Genomic DNA, 16,896 nt, shown 5'->3' on the forward strand with positions numbered 1-16,896 from the left:
AGACAAAGGGTGTAGCGATATGAAACTCAGAATTGCTATTAACGGATATGGACGTATTGGCCGCAATGTCACTCGTGCAATTTACGAGTCTGGCTATAACGACCGTATCCAGCTGGTTGCGATTAACGATCTGGCACCGGTGGAAGCCAATGCCCACCTGACTCGCTTCGATACCGTACATGGCCGCTTCAATACTGAAGTAGTGGTCGACGGTGAGAACCTGGTTATTGGCGGCGATACCGTGAAGGTTTGCCAGGAGCGCGACCCGGCCGCCTTGCCATGGGCGGAGCTGGAAGTGGATCTGGTACTTGAGTGTACCGGCCTGTTCACCGACAAGGCCGCAGCCTCCAAGCACATGGAAGCCGGTGCAAAAGCAGTACTGATTTCTGCTCCCTCCAAGGATGCCGATCTGACCGTGGTTTACGGTGTGAACGACGACAAACTGACTGCAGAGCACAAAGTTGTGTCCAACGCTTCCTGTACCACTAACTGCTTGGCCCCGGTTGCCAAGGTACTGAACGAAGCGATTGGTATCGAGCGTGGCTTTATGACCACTGTGCACGCCTATACCAACGATCAGAACACCCAGGATGCGGTGCACAAAGACATTTATCGTGCACGTGCAGCTGCAGACAACATGATTCCGACCAAGACCGGCGCGGCTGCCGCGGTAGGTCTGGTACTGCCGGAACTGCAGGGCAAGCTGGATGGCATGGCGGTACGTGTACCGGTGAACAATGTTTCCCTGGTCGACTGCCAGTTTATTGCTAGCCGCGAAACCACTGCAGATGAAATCAATGCGATTCTGCAGGACGCTGCCGGCACCATGAAAGGTGGTGTGCTGTCGTACTGCGATCAGCCTCTGGTTTCTGTGGACTTTAACCACACTGCAGCTTCCAGCCACTTTGACGCCAACCACACCCGTGTAAACGGTAATCTGGTGAAGGTGATGTCCTGGTACGACAACGAGTGGGGCTTCTCTCACCGTATGCTCGACACCAGCCTGGCCATGGCCAAAGCGCAAGGTCTGTAATTACTTCTGTAACAGCAGCCTGATAACGTTTTGTTATCCAGCCCGGGTGAGTGCAAGACTTACCCGGGCCTATTTTTGATCTTGCTAGCGGGTTTGCTAGCAAGGTAAGCGGTCAACGATGACTGCGACCACAATGAATCGGTCTCACTTCACATTCAAATACAAAAACCACCACTATGATTCGCCATACAAAAATTGTTGCCACACTCGGCCCGGGCACTGACAAGCCGCGTGTAATTGACGAGATTATCCGCGCCGGCGTAAATGTTGTGCGCCTGAACTTTTCCCACGGCAGTGCCGATGACCACCGCAAGCGTGTGGAAGAAGTGCGCCGCGCCGCAGCAGAGCAAAACAAATTGGTTGCTGTTCTGGGCGACCTGCAGGGCCCCAAAATTCGAATTGCCCGTTTCGCGGAAGGTAGTATCTTCCTGGAAAATAACGCCGAGTTCACCCTCGACGCCGATTGCCCGAAAGAGGGCGGTAACCAGCAGCGTGTGGGTGTCGATTACCCTTCGCTCATTGCAGACTGCAAGCCGGGTAATATTCTGCTGTTGGACGATGGCAAGATTCGTCTGGAAGTTACTGGTGGCACCAATAGCAAGCTGTTCTGTCGCGTACTGCAGGGTGGCAAGTTGTCCAACAACAAGGGCATTAACCTGCTCGGTGGTGGCCTGTCTGCGCCGGCGCTTACCGAAAAAGACTACGGTGATATCAAACTCGCCGCCGAGTTGGATGTGGATTTCCTCGCAGTGAGCTTCCCGCGCAGCGGGGAAGACCTGGAGATCGCTCGCAAGGCGATGCGTGAAGCGGGCAGTAACGCCGCGATCGTCGCCAAAGTGGAGCGCGCCGAAGCGGTCAACGATGACGAACAGATGGACGGTATTATCCTGGCGTCTGACGTAATCATGGTGGCCCGTGGTGACCTGGGTGTAGAAATCGGTGATTCAGCGCTGGTGGGTGTGCAGAAAAAACTGATCAACCGCGCCAATGAACTGAACCGCGGCGTGATTACTGCGACTCAAATGATGGAGTCCATGATCACCAATCCGACCCCGACCCGCGCTGAAGTGATGGACGTGGCCAACGCAGTTCTGGATGGTACCGACGCGGTGATGCTGTCCGCGGAAACCGCCGCTGGCGACTTCCCGGTAGCAGCAGTAGAGTCCATGGCGGAAGTGGTTGTAGGTGCTGAGCAGTACCTGGGCACTACCTCCCGCCCGGCTGCGGATCGCTCTTCTTCCGAGACCATCGATACCGTGATTGCTCAGGCAGCAATTGAGTCTGCGGCGCGCGTTGAGAACCTGTGTGCGGTAGCGGCACTGACCGAGTCCGGTCGTACCCCGCGTATCATGTCTCGTGCCACCAGCCAGCTGCCAATCTTTGCAATGACCCGTCACTCGCGTGTTGCCCGCCAGCTGGTACTGCTGCGTGGTGTGGAGCCGATCGAGTTTGACCCGGCGTCTGTGCCGCTCGGCCATCTGACCGATGCGATCGTTGAGGTGCTGGGCTCCCGTATCGACCTGGAAAAGGGCCAGCGTATCCTGATTACCCAGGGTGAGCGCCTGAACATGGGCGGCGGCACCAGCTCCATGCGCATCAAGGAAATCGAATAGGGTCGAGTTTGACCTGTCGTTTGAAAACCCCGGCACTGCCGGGGTTTTTTGTGGGTGGTTGCTCAAATTGATCTGTACAAATTTTGTACTGCGATGGCTCGAATTCCGAGTAAATCTCACTTGGAACTGTCACAAATGACAGTTAGTGAGCTTAGAAATACCACAATTACCCAGATATTTTCCCTCCCGAGCGGTAGCTTTTTCTTTTCAGAGTGTGTATTGTCGATCGTGAGAATGACAGCGCTATCAAAGCTATCAAATGACAGCGCTATCATTTGGCGGTACAAGGTGAATAAAAAATTTCTAACCAAACCTTTATATCTATAAAAAAGGAAGGGGAAATCGATGCTTAAGCGCAACAAACTCGCTCTCTCGATCAGTGCGGCTGTACTGAGCGGTGGCCTGATGGCTCCGCTGGCAGTTGCCCAGCAAACTGACGCTCTCGAAGAAGTTACCGTTACTGGTATTCGTGGAGCTCTGCAAGATGCAATCAGCACCAAACGCGACTCCTACTCTATTGTGGACGCGATCTCTGCTGAAGATATTGGCAAGTTCCCAGACAAAAACGTTGCAGAATCTCTGCAGCGCGTTCCTGGCGTAACTATCCAGCGCCAGTTCGGTGAAGGCGCAGCGGTATCTATCCGCGGTGCCGGGAATGACCTGACTCTTACCACGCTGAACGGCCAGAACGTTGCGTCTACCGGTTGGTTTGTACTGGAGCCCGCCAAGCGTAGCTTCAACTATGAACTGCTGCCTTCCGAGCTGGTTGGCAACATCGAAGTGTACAAGACCTCCCAAGCTGACATCGCTGAAGGCGGTGTGGGTGGTACCGTAGTTATCAATACCCGCAAGCCTCTGGATCTTGATCCTCTGACTCTCCAGGCTTCTGTAGAAGCTTCCCGTCAGTCCGATTCCGATTCCACCGATCCGCAGTTCTCTGGTCTGGCTAGCTGGAAAAATGATTCTGAGACCTTCGGTGTCCTGGTTTCTGCCGTTTCCCAAGAGCGTCTGCTGCAGCGTCAAGGTAACGAAGCGTTCTGGGAGTGGGGTGCCGGTCCAGTTGCGTTTGAGCAGGAGCGTAAGCGCTCTGCACTGAATGCTACTTTCCAGTACCAGCCTACTGAAAACCTGGATATCGTGCTGAATGCCATCGATATGCAGATGGAAGCCGATAACACCAACTACGCGCTGTGGCTGACTCAGGGTAACTGTGGCTGGTGTGGCGTTGACGTTGATCCCGCAGACCAGATCAATGGTACTACTGCGCGTGGTCCGTTGAACGTGGCTTACCTGCAAGCGCGTCCGCGTGAAGCGACCATGAATTCCGACGTGGTCGACCTGTCCGTGACTTACTCTGGTGAGGGTTACGAGGCGAGCTTCCAGGCGGGTTCTACTTCCTCTACCGGTGGTACCGATTTTGAAATGGTTGTAGACGACGGTTCCGGCGGCTTTGCACTGGACGGCGCTAGCTACGATTTCTTCGGTGGCGGCCAGTCTTGGGATCTGAACGGATTCGATATGGGCAGCTATGATCCGGGCTCCCTGGTAATGGGTACCGGTGCCAATTTCAATGCGACTCCGAAAACCGACGAAGAAAGCTACTTCCAGGCAGATGTTGAGTTTGATGTAGAGTTTGGTGCGGTCAATTCCATCAAAACCGGTATTAAGACAGCCGATCATAACTCCACCAGCCGTCGTTTTGTGTTCACTCAGGCCGATGGTTTCGATCCGGTAATCTCTACCGACGGTATCATCAACGGTGCTATCGATGCGGGTGCTGGCAGCTACCAGATTCCTCGCATGAACGCTGACGCACTGAAGGCATGGGCCAAATCCTCTATCACCGGCAAGGTTGAGGATCTGGGCTCCTACAGCGAGATTGACGAGACTAACTCTGCAATCTACGCCATGGCTACCTACGAGGTGGGTGATGTACGCGGTAACTTCGGTCTGCGCTATGTAACTACCGACGCTACCTCCACTTACTACATTGATGGTGTGCGCACTGAAACCGATGCTGACTACTCTGTTGTTTTGCCGAGCTTTAACCTGGCATACAACCTGAGTGACGATGTTATTGTTCGCGCTGCCGCCGCCAAAGTAATGGCTCGTCCGCAGTACGTAGACATGTACGTTAACCCGAGCCCCATCGGCGCTAATGACGAAATCGACAACAACCAGTTCTGGGTAGTCGGTAACGTTGGTCTGGAGCCTTTCCTAGCTAACCAGTTTGACCTGGGTGTCGAGTACTATTTTGCTGAAGGCTCCCTGATCTCTGGTGGTATCTTCTACAAAGACGTTAGCAACTTTGTAACCATCAGCGAGTACAGTGCTTCCGCCAGCGAGATTCCGTTCGAGCTGCCTGATAGTGAAGTGCCCTTCGGTTGGACTGTTCAGGAAAAAGACAACGGCGAAAGTGCTGAGATCACTGGTATCGAATTGGGTTACCAGCAAGACTTCGGTAACGGTTTTGGCGCTATCGTGAACTACACCTGGACAGATACGGATACCGATGAAGCAACCTTCACCGATGGTAATCCGTTCCTGAGTGATAGCTCTGAGAACGTGTATAACCTGACTGGTTACTACGAAAATGACATGTTCTCCGCTCGTGTTGCATACAACTGGCGCAGTGAGTATATGATTCGTGAGTCCGGTGCATACGGTAATCGTCTGCACGACGATTTCGGTAGCCTGGACCTGAGTGCTGTTTGGTATGCCACTGAGAACCTGGATGTTAAGCTCGACGTGAACAACCTGCTGGCAGAAGAATCTGTTCAGCTGGGTAACAATGCTGAGCCCGCTCCGGGAAGCGGTTTCACCGGCGGTTTCCCGCTGTATGAGTACGAAACTGCTCGCCGCATCAATATTGGAGCTTCCTACAAGTTCTAATAGCGAAGTAATTTCGTGATGTGACGGAAAAAGGGAAGTTTTTGCTTCCCTTTTTTCGTATGAAAAATATACTAGGCGGGCTTTTTAGAATAACTTCCAATTGAATAAGGTGTTGTATGGCCACTGTAGAAGCCCCAAAAATCGTACCACTGCGCAGTGATGTTCACGGTAAGCTGAAAGTTCGTGAATTGGGGACCTTTGAGCACGTAAAAGAGGCTCACATGGTGCCGGTAACTGCTCATGAGTTCTCTCGTCTGGGTGCTGAATACCCGATCGTTTTCGTGAAGAACTCCGATACTGGACAATTCCAATCTGTTGCGCTTCTGAGTCTGAAAGTAGGCGAAAACCTGTTTGTTGATGGGGAAAACTGGAAAGGTGTTTTCGTTCCGGGCGCCGTGCGCAACCATCCTTTCGTTCTGGCTCCTGCCGGCGAAGATAAAGAGAAACTGATGGTTGGCCTGGTTGAGAACAGCCCGGTTGTCGGCGAAGAAGAGGGTAATGCCCTGTTCGACGACGCAGGCGAAGAGTCTGAGTACCTGAAGGCGAAGAAAGAGTCTCTGGTGGGCTACCTGGAAAGTGATCAGATGACCAAGGCTTTCATTGCGATTCTGGCCGAGAAGGACCTGCTGACCACTCAGAACGTTGCCGTTAATGCTGGTGGTGAGAAGATCAACCTGACCGGTATCTACATGATCGATGAGAAGAAGCTGAACGAGCTGAGCGAAGAAGACTTTGCGGACTTCCGTAAGCGTGGCTTCCTGCCGCCGCTGTACGCGCAGCTGGGTTCTATGCATCAGTTCTCCCGACTGGCCAAAATGCAGGCTGGTGTTTAATTTTTGAACTTAGTTCAATAGCATGACTATCGATAGCAGTGAGCAAATCAAACGTGTATTGATAGTCGGAGGTGGCACAGCTGGCTGGTTGTCAGCTTGCCATCTTGCTAAAAAGCTAGCCTCCTCCTCTCCAGCTGGCGTTCAGGTTACGCTGGTTGAGTCTGAAAATATCCCCACGATTGGCGTTGGCGAAGGTACGGTCCCTGCGATTAGGGATTCTCTCCGTTACCTCGGTATCAGTGAAACCGAATTCGTGCGTGAGTGTGATGCCACATTCAAGCAGGGCATCAAGTTCGCGAATTGGGTCCGCCCCCCCGGCACCCCTGGTGCTGACTACTACCACCATGTTTTTGATTATCCGGATAATCAGTTTGGCGATTTGACACCTTACTGGTTGCAAGGTGCAGCAGACTGTAGCTACGTGGATGCCGTATCGGTGCAGGGTGCTGTCTGTGACAGTGGACTCGGCCCCAAAGATATGACGGTGCCCGAGTATGAGGGGCATACCAGTTACGCTTACCATCTAGATGCGGCGAAGTTCGCGCGCTTACTCACACGGCATGGTGTAGAGAGGCTGGGCGTAAAGCACTTACTTGCCGATGTGCAGAGTGTTTTACGCGAAGAATCTGGAAATATTACTGCGGTTAAAACTGCTGCGGGAGAGCTGCTGGAAGCAGATTTGTTTGTCGACTGTACCGGGTTTGCCTCGCTTTTACTTGGTCAGTCGCTAGGTGTGAAGTTTGTAGATAAGCGCGATGTATTGTTTGCGGACTATGCGTTGGCTGCGCAAATACCCCACCAGAGCATGGATGCCCCGATTCCAAGCTTTACTATATCCACCGCTCAAGAAAGTGGTTGGGTATGGGATATTGGTCTATCTGAGCGTCGGGGTACCGGGTATGTCTACTCTAGCGATCATACGAGTCACGATAGAGCGGAATCCGTTTTTCGGGGCTATCTGGGTGATCAAAAGGGTGATTTATCTATTCGAAAAATCCCGATGCGAGTGGGGTATCGCGAAACCTTTTGGCAAAACAATTGTGTAGCGATTGGTTTGTCCCAGGGGTTTGTCGAGCCTTTAGAGGCAACTGGCATACTCGTTTACGATGCCACTGCGCGTATGCTCGCGGATACTTTCCCGGCAAACAAATCGGTGATGCCGATAGTGGCGAAACAATTTAATCAGGCTGTCCAGTACTCATGGGATTGTGTAATTGACTTTATCAAATTGCACTATTGCATTAGTGGTCGCCGGGATCATGCGTTTTGGGTTGATAACTGCGACGCGCGCTCAATTCCTGATTCGCTTCAGGAAAAGTTAGCTCTCTGGAAGTTTCAGCCGCCTAGCGTATATGATTTTCCGAGTAAATTCGGGATTTTTAATCTGGCAAACTATCAGTACGTTCTATACGGAATGGAATTTGAGACGGCGCTGTCCACAGAATATTCTGGACGGTACTCGCATATGCCAGATGCTTTGAACAGGATTCAAGAAATTTCGATGTTCTCTAAGCAGTTACTAGGTGCGTTGCCGGAGCACCGAGTGCTTATTGAGCGTATTAAAAAATACGGTCTACAAAAAATTTAACACCTATGAAGTCTCGCGCGATCAAAACATTGAATATTGTAGGTGGTGGTAGTGCGGGATGGATGACCGCAATTTACCTCAATCGCTATTTTAATCGCGATATCAAGAACTATCAGATCAATGTCATAGAAAGCCCAGATATTGGAATTATCGGGGTTGGTGAAGCTACCGTTCACAGCATTCGTTTTTTCTTTGCTGCCATGGGGTTGGATGAACGTGAGTTAATGGCAGAGACGAATGCAACCATCAAGTCGGGGATCATGTTCCGTAACTGGATGAAGCCGGTTGATGGTAATACTCATGAATATTTTCATCCGTTTGACCAGCAGCAACCCGGTGGCTCGGTAGATATCTCTACGGCATGGTTCGTCGGCGGACGATCTGACCGGCAGCGCTATGATGAGGGTGTCAGCTTAAATTCTCACCTAATTAAATCGGAGCAGTGTCCTAAAAGTGGCTCCTCTCCCCAGTTTCAAGCCATTGCACCTTACGGCTACCATCTCGATGCAACGCTTTTGGCGCGTTTTCTTCGCCGAAAAGCGGTCGAGCAAGGCGTTTGCCATATTGAAGCAACCGTTCTCGATGCTGAGGTTGAGCAGGGGGAGATTCTTTCTGTAGCAACGGACCAGGGAAATTTTTCTGGGGATTTCTTTGTTGATTGCACAGGATTTCGCGGTTTATTAATCGATAAACTTCAGAAAGATAATTGGGAGTCATTCTCTGACGTTTTGCCTTGCGACAAGGCTGTCGCTATTCAGCGGGAGATGCCAGAAGGTGCGGCTCCGCGTCCGTATACGGTTGCTACAGCGCTATCCAGTGGTTGGGCTTGGCAAATCGATTTGGTTAATCGGCAGGGTAGTGGCTATGTCTATGACAGTAGCCGGCTGTCGCCGGAGCAGGCCGAAAGTGAGTTGCGCAGCTTTTTGGGGGCTGAGACTAGCGTAATCAAATGTACGCATTTGGATATGAAGGTTGGCTGCCGAAAGGATACTTGGGTTGGAAACTGTGTTGCAGTTGGGTTGTCGGGGGGCTTTATCGAGCCTTTGGAGTCTACAGGTCTGCACATGATTCACTTGGGCGTGAGTTTACTGGCAACACACCTGGCGGGCGATGACGGAAGTGCTGTGTTGCGCGCTTCATACAATGAAAAAATGCGGGGCTTCTACCAAGACCTAAAGCAGTTCATCGTCTTGCACTACTGCCTGTCTAATCGTGATGACTCTGAATTCTGGCGCAATGCTCCTGCGACCGTTGAGGGTTGTCACTGGTTGAACTCCAGGTTGCCTCTGTGGAAACACAAAATCTGTGAGTACCAGGATTTTGCGGGTAGCTATGCGAGTATCTTCACGGATACGAACTATCGTTATGTGCTCTACGGGATGCAGCATTATCCCTCTCCCCGTTTTTCCATGTCTGATACGGAAGTTGACACCATATTTGGGCGGTTTGATCAGCTTGTGGATCGTGCGAAAACTGCCTCAATGATGCATGACAAGTTTCTACAGCTTGTGCACGCCCAGCGCTGAGTGTGGGTCAAGTTTATGAAGTGCACCTTGTCTCGTTTTTTACCCTGGCTGCTGTGGCTCGGTGTGTTCTATTCGCTGTGGGCTGTTTACGTCTTCGGCAATGATCTCTGGCCTCTGGTCACCGAACACTGGCCCATGGCACTCTCAATGGCCGTTGGTAGCTACGCTGCCGGTTCTACCCCTATGGGTGGCGGTACAGTGGGATTTCCTGTGCTGGTGCTGCTGTTTGATATGCCCGCGAGTCTCGGGCGAGATTTCAGTTTTGCGGTGCAGTCCATCGGTATGGTCAGTGCCAGTATCTATATATTTTGTCGTCGGCAGGCGCTTGCCTGGGCGATGTTGCGCGGTGCCTTGCTCGGCAGTTTGATCGCTACGCCGCTCGGAATATTGTTCTTTGCTCCGCTGGTGCCGGACTTGTGGGTAAAGCTGACGTTTGCGGTGATCTGGGGAAGCTTTGGCTTGCTGCACCTCTATCGCCTGCGCGAGATTACCGCCCATGACCACCATGGCGATCCCCGCTGTCCCAAGGATTTTCGTATCGGCGTGCTACTGGGGGCGGCTTCTGGGTTTGTCGCTGTGTCGGTGACCGGTGTCGGCATTGATATGGTGGTGTATGCGGCGCTGGTGCTGTTATCCCGCGTGGATCTGAAAGTGGCCATTCCTACTTCTGTGGTCATCATGGCGTTTTCTTCCGTGGTCGGTGTTGCGGTCAAGAGTGTTGCCGGTGACTGGCAGCCCGGAGTGCTCGGCAATTGGCTCGCTGCGGCGCCTGTGGTGGCCCTTGGGGCGCCGTTAGGGGTATTTGTAGTGGGGTTGATAGGGCGCACGCCCACGCTGCTGGTGGTGGCGCTGTTGTGTGTGGTTCAGTTCGTATGGACCTGTGTGTCCGAATGGGGCTCTCTGGGCGCATCTGGGGTGGCGCTGGCGCTACTCGGAATGGTTGCGTGTCTGGCGGGCTTTGAGGCGCTCAGATCGCTCGGGCTGCGCCGCGAGCAGCTTCGCAAGCGCGACTTTACTGGATCTTCCGAGGCTGAGGGTGTTGTTGCTGCGACTTGATAGATGTGAGTCTGGCAGACTCAGATGAGCAGGGCGCAGGTCAGATAGATGACAAATAAAAAAGGCGATTCCCAAGGGAATCGCCTTTTTTATAAAGATGGCTGGGGTGGAAGGATTCGAACCTTCGCATGACGGGATCAAAACCCGCTGCCTTACCGCTTGGCTACACCCCAGTGGTGTTTCGTGGTGCTGGAACCACGAGAAGAAAATGGTAGCAAGGGGGAGACTTGAACTCCCGACCTCAGCATTATGAGTGCTGCGCTCTAACCAGCTGAGCTACCTTGCCACAAACAATCTCGGCTAACCGAGGGCGCGCATTATCGGGCGACCTAGGGGGGCTGTCAACACTTTTTTAGTAAATTAATCAGTAGCTTAGCGCGCAATGCGCTTTTGCCACGGTTTGCCCCGAGTGGATCAGCGGCCACGGCCAATGGCGGCCAGCAGCGAACCCAGCACAACCGTTATCGCGCCAACCCAGCTGATCCAGTTCATCGGCTCCATATCAATGTACCCCGGCCATATTGCGCCGATAATCGTGCTCAATCCGAGGGTCATTAACGGTACCAGCGCGAGCGTCGCGCTCACTCTGGAGGCCTCCCATACCTCCATGGCTTTGGCGAAAGCGCCATAGGCGATGAGGGTGTTGGCAGTGAGGAACAGGAGGAGCCCCCAGCCGAGCCAGTCCAGCTGTAGCGCGGTGCCCGGGTGGGAAATCGGCAGGAAGCAGAGGGTGCCTGCTACATAGATCAGCGTAAGAAGGTTCTGCGGGCGGGACTCGGCGACGATCTTTTTCTGGAAAAGCCCGTACACAGCCCAAGTAATCGCCGCGATTACCACCAGCCCCACGCCAATCAGGTATTCACGATCCTCGCCGGCCCAGAGCTCACCCAGGCGTTGGTTAAAGAACATGAGCAGGCCGGCACAAACCAGAATGACCCCCACCCACTGGCGCGGCGAAAAGCGCTCCCCGAGCCAGAACACGCTGAAGATCACCAGGAGTAGCGGCGCAAGCTGAATAAGGACCTGGAGTGCACCCGGGGTAATGTAATTTAGGCCGGTGGCATAGGTGATGTAGTTCGCGAGCAGGCCGCCAACGGCCAGCACCGTATAGGGGAGAAGCTTGCCGCTAAACAGGCTTTTCAGGTCCAGTTCCTGGCGCCATCCATACCAGACCCCGGCAAACAGTGCGGCACCGAAGAACCGGTACCAGGTGACCGTGGTGGAATCCATGTCCTCGATCAGCCCCTTCATGGCGATGGGCAGCAGGCCCCAGAGAAAGGCTGTGGTGAGGGCGAGTGGAAGACCAACTCTCCAGTTGGATTGGTGCATGGCAACCTTCGGTGTTGGTTATGCTGCAGCCATTGCAGTCGGGGCGCGGGTGGCGAGTTATCCCGGCAGGCGCTTGGGTTAAGTGGTCAAGCGCCCGCCGGAAATTGGCTAGCGGAAGTAGCCGAAGAGAGGGGCTTAAACGTTGAAGCGGAAATGGACTACGTCGCCGTCGGCAACGATATATTCCTTGCCCTCAAGGCGCCACTTGCCCGCTTCTTTGGCACCGGCCTCGCCGTTGTTGTCCACGAAATCGGTGTAGCTGACAACTTCTGCGCGAATGAAGCCCTTTTCGAAGTCGGTGTGGATCTTACCCGCGGCCTGCGGTGCGGTTGCACCGAGAGGAATAGTCCAGGCGCGCACTTCTTTTACTCCAGCGGTGAAGTAGGTGTGCAGGCCCAGCAGCTCGTAGCCCGCGCGGATTACACGGTTCAGGCCGGGTTCTTCCATGCCCAGTTCTTCGAGGAATTCCAGCTTTTCATCGTCGTCGAGTTCGGCGATCTCGGATTCTAGCTTGTTACAGATGGGCACCAGTACCGCGTTTTCTTCCGCGGCAATAGCGGCAACCGCATCCAGGTGTGCGTTACCTTCAAACCCGTCTTCATCCACGTTAGCGATGTACATGGTGGGCTTTACGGTAAGCAGGCTCAGCTCGCGCAGGTCCGCCAGTTCATCGTCGCTCAGGCTGAAGGAACGCAGCGGCTTGGCTTCGTCAAGATGTGGCTGAATTTTCTCCAGCAGCGCTTTCATTTTGATCGCGTGCTTGTCCTGGCCTTTGGCGGCGCGGGTGTAGCGCTGCAGCGCCTTTTCCACGGTATCCAGATCGGCCAGGGCCAGTTCGGTGTTGATCACTTCAATGTCAGCTACCGGGTTTACCTGGTTGGCTACGTGAATAACGTTGTCGTTGTCGAAGCAGCGCACCACATGGGCGATGGCGTCGGTCTCACGAATGTTGGCGAGGAACTTGTTGCCCAGACCTTCACCCTTGGAGGCACCGGCCACGAGACCCGCGATATCGGTGAATTCCATGGTGGTGGGAATTAACTTCTGCGGATTGACGATCTCCGCCAGTTTGTCCAGGCGCGTGTCCGGTACCGGCACGATCCCCGCGTTGGGTTCGATGGTGCAGAAGGGGAAGTTCTCTGCGTCGATGCCCGCTTTGGTCAGGGCATTGAACAGAGTGGATTTGCCCACATTGGGCAGGCCGACGATGCCGCAAGTAAAACCCATGGTCTGAATCCTGTTGGTGTGGCTGGTACGTCTGCGCGTGCCGCCTTTCGTTGAATACGTTTCGCAGCGAAGAGCCGCTACTTGGAGTTGGTGTGCAGTGTTTTCATTGCCCCGTTCCAGTCGCCAGTAGCGGCGGTGGGTAGTACATCCACCGCGCGATCGATGGCTTCCGCCAGCTGGTCCTGCTCGGTGCGGGGCGCGCGCTGCAAAACGTACTTGGCCACATCGCGGGCGTTACCCGGGTGGTCAATACCGAGGCGCAGGCGCATGAATTCACGGTTGTTTCCCAGTGCCGCGATGATATCGCGCAAGCCATTGTGGCCTCCGTGGCCGCCACCTTTTTTCAGGCGCGCGGTACCGCAGGGCAGGTCCAGCTCATCGTGAGCGACCAGAATAGCTTCGGCGGGAATCTTGAAGAAGTTCGCCAGTGGGCCCACTGCTTGGCCACTGCGATTCATATAGGTGGTGGGAATCAGCAGGCGGATATCCTGCCCGCCGATCCGCACGCGGCCGGAGTGGCCGTGATACTTGCTGTCTGGCGCGAGCTGGGTGCCGTGGATACGGGCCAGCTCGGAGACAAAGTCGGCTCCGGCGTTGTGTCGCGTCCGGTCGTATTCCGGGCCTGGGTTACCCAGGCCCACAATCAACTGGATGGGCGTGTCCGGAGCCTTGCTCAAGGTGCTTATCCTGAGAAGAAGTCGACTTGGAGAGTCGGCTTATTCTTCGCCGGACTCTTCGCCTTCTGCAGCTTCAGCGTCGGCTTCAACAGCGCCACGCGGCTTGTGTACAGAGGCAACTACCAGGTCGTGGGATGCACCGTGGGCCAGATCCACAGACTCAACGCCAGCCGGCAGTTTGATGTCGGAAATGTGGATAGTGCCGTCCAGTTCCAGGTCTGCCAGGTCTACTTCGATGAACTCAGGCAGCTTGGAAGCCGGTGCAGTGATGTCCAGCTCATTCAGGGTATGAGATACGATACCGCCAGCCTTAACGCCTTTGCTGCTGTCTTCGTTCAGGAAGTGCAGCGGTACTTTTACGTGTACTTTGGTGTTGGCAGATACGCGCTGGAAGTCAGCGTGCAGCAGGATCGCTTTGGCCGGGTGACGCTGCAGGTCACGCAGGATCACAGTTTCTTCTTTGCCTTCAACGCTCAGGGTGATTACGGAAGAGTAGAAAGATTCGCTTTCCAGGGCCTTGAACAGGTCTTTCTGCAGCAGAGAAACGGACTGCGGCTCAGCTTTGCCACCGTAGATGATGGCCGGTACTTTTGCTTCCAGGCGACGCAGGCGGCGGCTCGCACCTTTCCCTTCGTCGGAGCGGAGGCTGGCATTCAGTTTGAAATCAGACATGGGGTAAACCTCAGGTTGTCTGTCCAGAAGGACCTGCGACCGGAACCTTCTGGCGTTGCTATAAGTCAGGCGAAATCTATTGAAACGCCCAATAGTAAACGCCCGGCAGTGCCGGGCGGGCGCGTATTCTAAGTGTAAGCGCCAGCGAATGCCAGCGCTTATGGGGAGAAGATCGCGGGGAGTCGAGGTCGACTCTTAATAGGTGCTGTAAGGGGGAGTCTTTAGGAGCGGAGCCCTTAAGAGCGGAACCCTTAAGATCTAAACATCGCCGACAGCGATTCTTCGTTGCTGATGCGGCGCATGGATTCGGCCAGCATGGCGGACAGGGTGAGCTGGCGGATCTTGGGGGCTTTCTCCATTTTGTCGCCCAGCGGGATGGAGTCGGTGACTACCAGTTCATCCATTACCGAGTTGTTCAGGTTGTCGATGGCCTTGCCGGACAGTACCGGGTGGGTACAGTAGGCAACAACCTTCTTGGCGCCGTGATCTTTCAGGGCCTTGGCGGCGTTACACAGGGTGCCGGCGGTATCGACCATGTCGTCCACCAGCAGGCATGTACGGCCGCTGACCTCACCGATGATATTCATCACTTCCGCCACGTTGGCTGCCGGGCGACGTTTGTCGATGATCGCCAGTTCGCAGTCGAGGCTCTTGGCTACCGCACGCGCGCGCACAACGCCACCGATGTCCGGGGAAACAACCACCAGGTCTTCGTAGTTTTGGCGCTCGATATCGTCGAGCAGCACGGAGGAGCCGTAAACGTTATCCACAGGTACATCGAAGAAGCCCTGGATCTGCTCAGCGTGCAGGTCAACGGTCAGAACGCGGTCGATGCCCACGCTCACCATCATGTCGGCAACAACTTTGGCGGAAATCGGTACACGCTGGGAGCGAACCCGGCGATCCTGGCGGGCGTAACCGAAGTAGGGGACTACCGCGGTAATTCGGCCGGCCGAGGCGCGGCGCAGTGCGTCAACCAGCAGGATCAGTTCCATGATGTTGCGGTTGGTCGGCTGGCAGGTGGACTGAACGACGAATACGTCGCGGCCGCGCACGTTATCGGTGATCTCCACGGCAATCTCGCCGTCGGAGAAGCGCTTAACCACTGCTTCCCCCAGCGGAATCGCCATATGCTCAACAATCTTTTGTGCCAGTTCCGGGTTTGCGTTGCCGGTGAAGACCATTAAGTCAGCCACTGCGAGTACCTTTTTCGTCGGGATAGAAGATAGTAGTAAAAATTAGCTGGAATGCGGAGCGGGAACTGCTTGCAGGGTGTTGTATTGCCGATTCATTGGGCGACCGTTGTGCAAGTGTCGTGTTGTGGCTGGGTTGCCAATTTTTCCGGCCGGGCCGGAGGCTCCGTCTGTACCCCAAGGTGGTAGGGATACCTATAAATAAGGAAATGGCTGGGGTGGAAGGATTCGAACCTTCGCATGACGGGATCAAAACCCGCTGCCTTACCGCTTGGCTACACCCCAGCAAAGTTGCAGTTAGTCAATTTAGACAGTTGCTGCAAAATTCGCGAGTTGCCGGTGTGAGAGTGATTCATCAGCACCTTTGGCAACAAAACCTTCCCACCCATTCGGTCGTGCTGCAAGCACTTTTCGTGCAGCGGCTTCCGACTCAAATCCGGCAAAAACACAAGCGCCGGTTCCGGTCAAAAATGCGTCTGCATATTGCGCAAGCCACTCTCTGGCTTCGCGCACCTCTGGGTAGAGGTCTTCAACGAGCGGCTGAAAATCGTTACCGGCATATTGGTTTAGCCAGTCGCTGTTCAGCTGCCTGTCGCGAAGGGCCGCTAATGTAATTGCGGCGGAATCTCTTGTCAAACGTGGATTGGAAAAAAGCGCTGCGGTACTGACATGGCAGACGGGTTTGAGCACGAGATACCAGCGGGGCTCGATGGCTACTGGGGTGAGTTTTTCGCCAACGCCTTCGGCAAACGCGGAAGTGCCACGTACAAAGACGGGAACATCTGCGCCCAGTTGCCGCCCCAGTTCCGCCAGCGCCTCCAGGTCGAGTTCGCATTGCCACAGGTGGTTCAGGGCGAGCAGGGTTGTGGCGGCATCGCTGCTGCCCCCGCCGATACCGCCGCCCGCCGGTAGTACCTTATCCACGGTTATCTTTGCCCCGAAGTCTCGCCGGTTACTGAGCTGTTGCAGAGCTGCGGCCTGAAGCAAACGGGCCGCGCGCACGATCAGATTTTGTTCCGGTGGTACGTCGACGCCGGGGCAGTGGAGATGAATTTGCCCATCATTAGTTGGGCTGAATGTCATCGTGTCACCCACGTCCAGTAACTGAAATACCGTTTGCAGTTCGTGATAGCCGTCTTCGCGTCGCCCCAGAATGCGCAACATCAGGTTCAGTTTTGCGGGGGCAGTGAGGGTGAGGGAGGGCGTATTCATTTAGCTGGAGGCAATGTAGAAACCGGCGGCCAGTTTACCAGCCGC

The 16,896-nt window shown here is 54.5% G+C and carries 13 protein-coding genes and 3 tRNA genes; 7 read left to right on the plus strand and 9 right to left on the minus strand.

The annotated features are described in order from the left end of the window. Positions 1–19 precede the first annotated feature (19 nt). The 7 genes from gap (at position 20) to KUV22_RS09020 (ending at position 10,541) form a co-directional block, all read left to right on the plus strand. Positions 20–1,033, plus strand: coding sequence for a type I glyceraldehyde-3-phosphate dehydrogenase (gene gap, locus KUV22_RS08990; protein ID WP_222230265.1), 1,014 nt, complete (start codon positions 20–22; stop codon positions 1,031–1,033). Between the two features lie 176 nt (positions 1,034–1,209). Continuing rightward, a complete protein-coding gene (pyk, locus tag KUV22_RS08995; RefSeq protein ID WP_222230267.1) occupies positions 1,210–2,646 on the plus strand; it encodes a pyruvate kinase in 1,437 nt (478 codons plus the stop codon). Between the two features lie 345 nt (positions 2,647–2,991). After that, complete coding sequence (locus KUV22_RS09000; RefSeq protein WP_222230269.1) at positions 2,992–5,538, plus strand: TonB-dependent receptor; 2,547 nt, start codon at positions 2,992–2,994, stop codon at positions 5,536–5,538. A 116-nt stretch (positions 5,539–5,654) separates the two neighbouring features. Then, positions 5,655–6,371 (plus strand): SapC family protein, encoded by a 717-nt coding sequence (locus KUV22_RS09005; protein WP_222230271.1) that lies wholly within the window; start codon positions 5,655–5,657, stop codon positions 6,369–6,371. Between the two features lie 22 nt (positions 6,372–6,393). Beyond that, positions 6,394–7,959 carry a tryptophan halogenase family protein gene (locus KUV22_RS09010; protein ID WP_222230273.1) on the plus strand — a complete coding sequence of 522 codons (1,566 nt, stop codon included), beginning with the start codon at positions 6,394–6,396 and terminating at the stop codon, positions 7,957–7,959. A 5-nt stretch (positions 7,960–7,964) separates the two neighbouring features. Then, a complete protein-coding gene (locus tag KUV22_RS09015; protein WP_222230275.1) occupies positions 7,965–9,485 on the plus strand; it encodes a tryptophan halogenase family protein in 1,521 nt (506 codons plus the stop codon). A 27-nt stretch (positions 9,486–9,512) separates the two neighbouring features. After that, positions 9,513–10,541: a sulfite exporter TauE/SafE family protein gene (locus tag KUV22_RS09020; RefSeq protein ID WP_261319288.1), complete on the plus strand. Its 1,029-nt coding sequence runs from the start codon at positions 9,513–9,515 to the stop codon at positions 10,539–10,541. Positions 10,542–10,639: 98 nt separating this feature from the next. Here the strand turns inward: KUV22_RS09020 and KUV22_RS09025 are convergent. The 9 genes from KUV22_RS09025 to ispE form a co-directional block, all read right to left on the minus strand. Then, positions 10,640–10,714: transfer RNA gene (locus tag KUV22_RS09025), tRNA-Gln, on the minus strand. Between the two features lie 36 nt (positions 10,715–10,750). Then, positions 10,751–10,827 (minus strand) — tRNA-Met (locus KUV22_RS09030). A gap of 128 nt (positions 10,828–10,955) precedes the next feature. Beyond that, positions 10,956–11,870, minus strand: coding sequence for a DMT family transporter (locus KUV22_RS09035; protein ID WP_222230280.1), 915 nt, complete (start codon positions 11,868–11,870; stop codon positions 10,956–10,958). A gap of 135 nt (positions 11,871–12,005) precedes the next feature. Then, positions 12,006–13,097, minus strand: coding sequence for a redox-regulated ATPase YchF (gene ychF, locus KUV22_RS09040; RefSeq protein WP_222230282.1), 1,092 nt, complete (start codon positions 13,095–13,097; stop codon positions 12,006–12,008). A 77-nt stretch (positions 13,098–13,174) separates the two neighbouring features. After that, positions 13,175–13,774: an aminoacyl-tRNA hydrolase gene (pth, locus tag KUV22_RS09045; protein ID WP_010132238.1), complete on the minus strand. Its 600-nt coding sequence runs from the start codon at positions 13,772–13,774 to the stop codon at positions 13,175–13,177. A gap of 39 nt (positions 13,775–13,813) precedes the next feature. After that, positions 13,814–14,446, minus strand: a complete 633-nt coding sequence (locus tag KUV22_RS09050; protein WP_222230284.1) for a 50S ribosomal protein L25/general stress protein Ctc — start codon at positions 14,444–14,446, stop codon at positions 13,814–13,816. Positions 14,447–14,697: 251 nt separating this feature from the next. Continuing rightward, a complete protein-coding gene (locus tag KUV22_RS09055; protein WP_261319351.1) occupies positions 14,698–15,630 on the minus strand; it encodes a ribose-phosphate pyrophosphokinase in 933 nt (310 codons plus the stop codon). A 219-nt stretch (positions 15,631–15,849) separates the two neighbouring features. After that, a tRNA-Gln gene (locus tag KUV22_RS09060) sits at positions 15,850–15,924 on the minus strand. Between the two features lie 21 nt (positions 15,925–15,945). Next, positions 15,946–16,851: a 4-(cytidine 5'-diphospho)-2-C-methyl-D-erythritol kinase gene (ispE, locus tag KUV22_RS09065; RefSeq protein WP_222230287.1), complete on the minus strand. Its 906-nt coding sequence runs from the start codon at positions 16,849–16,851 to the stop codon at positions 15,946–15,948. Positions 16,852–16,896 lie beyond the last annotated feature (45 nt).

The organism is Microbulbifer agarilyticus (genome assembly GCF_019800665.1).
GTDB classification, from domain to species: domain Bacteria; phylum Pseudomonadota; class Gammaproteobacteria; order Pseudomonadales; family Cellvibrionaceae; genus Microbulbifer; species Microbulbifer agarilyticus_C.

Coding starts and splice junctions, on each gene's coding strand:
- gap (WP_222230265.1), top strand. CDS start 20: ATGAAACTCAGAATTGCTATTAACGGATATGGACGTATTGGCCGCAAT.
- pyk (WP_222230267.1), top strand. CDS start 1,210: ATGATTCGCCATACAAAAATTGTTGCCACACTCGGCCCGGGCACTGAC.
- KUV22_RS09000 (WP_222230269.1), top strand. CDS start 2,992: ATGCTTAAGCGCAACAAACTCGCTCTCTCGATCAGTGCGGCTGTACTG.
- KUV22_RS09005 (WP_222230271.1), top strand. CDS start 5,655: ATGGCCACTGTAGAAGCCCCAAAAATCGTACCACTGCGCAGTGATGTT.
- KUV22_RS09010 (WP_222230273.1), top strand. CDS start 6,394: ATGACTATCGATAGCAGTGAGCAAATCAAACGTGTATTGATAGTCGGA.
- KUV22_RS09015 (WP_222230275.1), top strand. CDS start 7,965: ATGAAGTCTCGCGCGATCAAAACATTGAATATTGTAGGTGGTGGTAGT.
- KUV22_RS09035 (WP_222230280.1), bottom strand. CDS start 11,870: ATGCACCAATCCAACTGGAGAGTTGGTCTTCCACTCGCCCTCACCACA.
- ychF (WP_222230282.1), bottom strand. CDS start 13,097: ATGGGTTTTACTTGCGGCATCGTCGGCCTGCCCAATGTGGGCAAATCC.
- KUV22_RS09050 (WP_222230284.1), bottom strand. CDS start 14,446: ATGTCTGATTTCAAACTGAATGCCAGCCTCCGCTCCGACGAAGGGAAA.
- KUV22_RS09055 (WP_261319351.1), bottom strand. CDS start 15,630: ATGGTCTTCACCGGCAACGCAAACCCGGAACTGGCACAAAAGATTGTT.
- ispE (WP_222230287.1), bottom strand. CDS start 16,851: ATGAATACGCCCTCCCTCACCCTCACTGCCCCCGCAAAACTGAACCTG.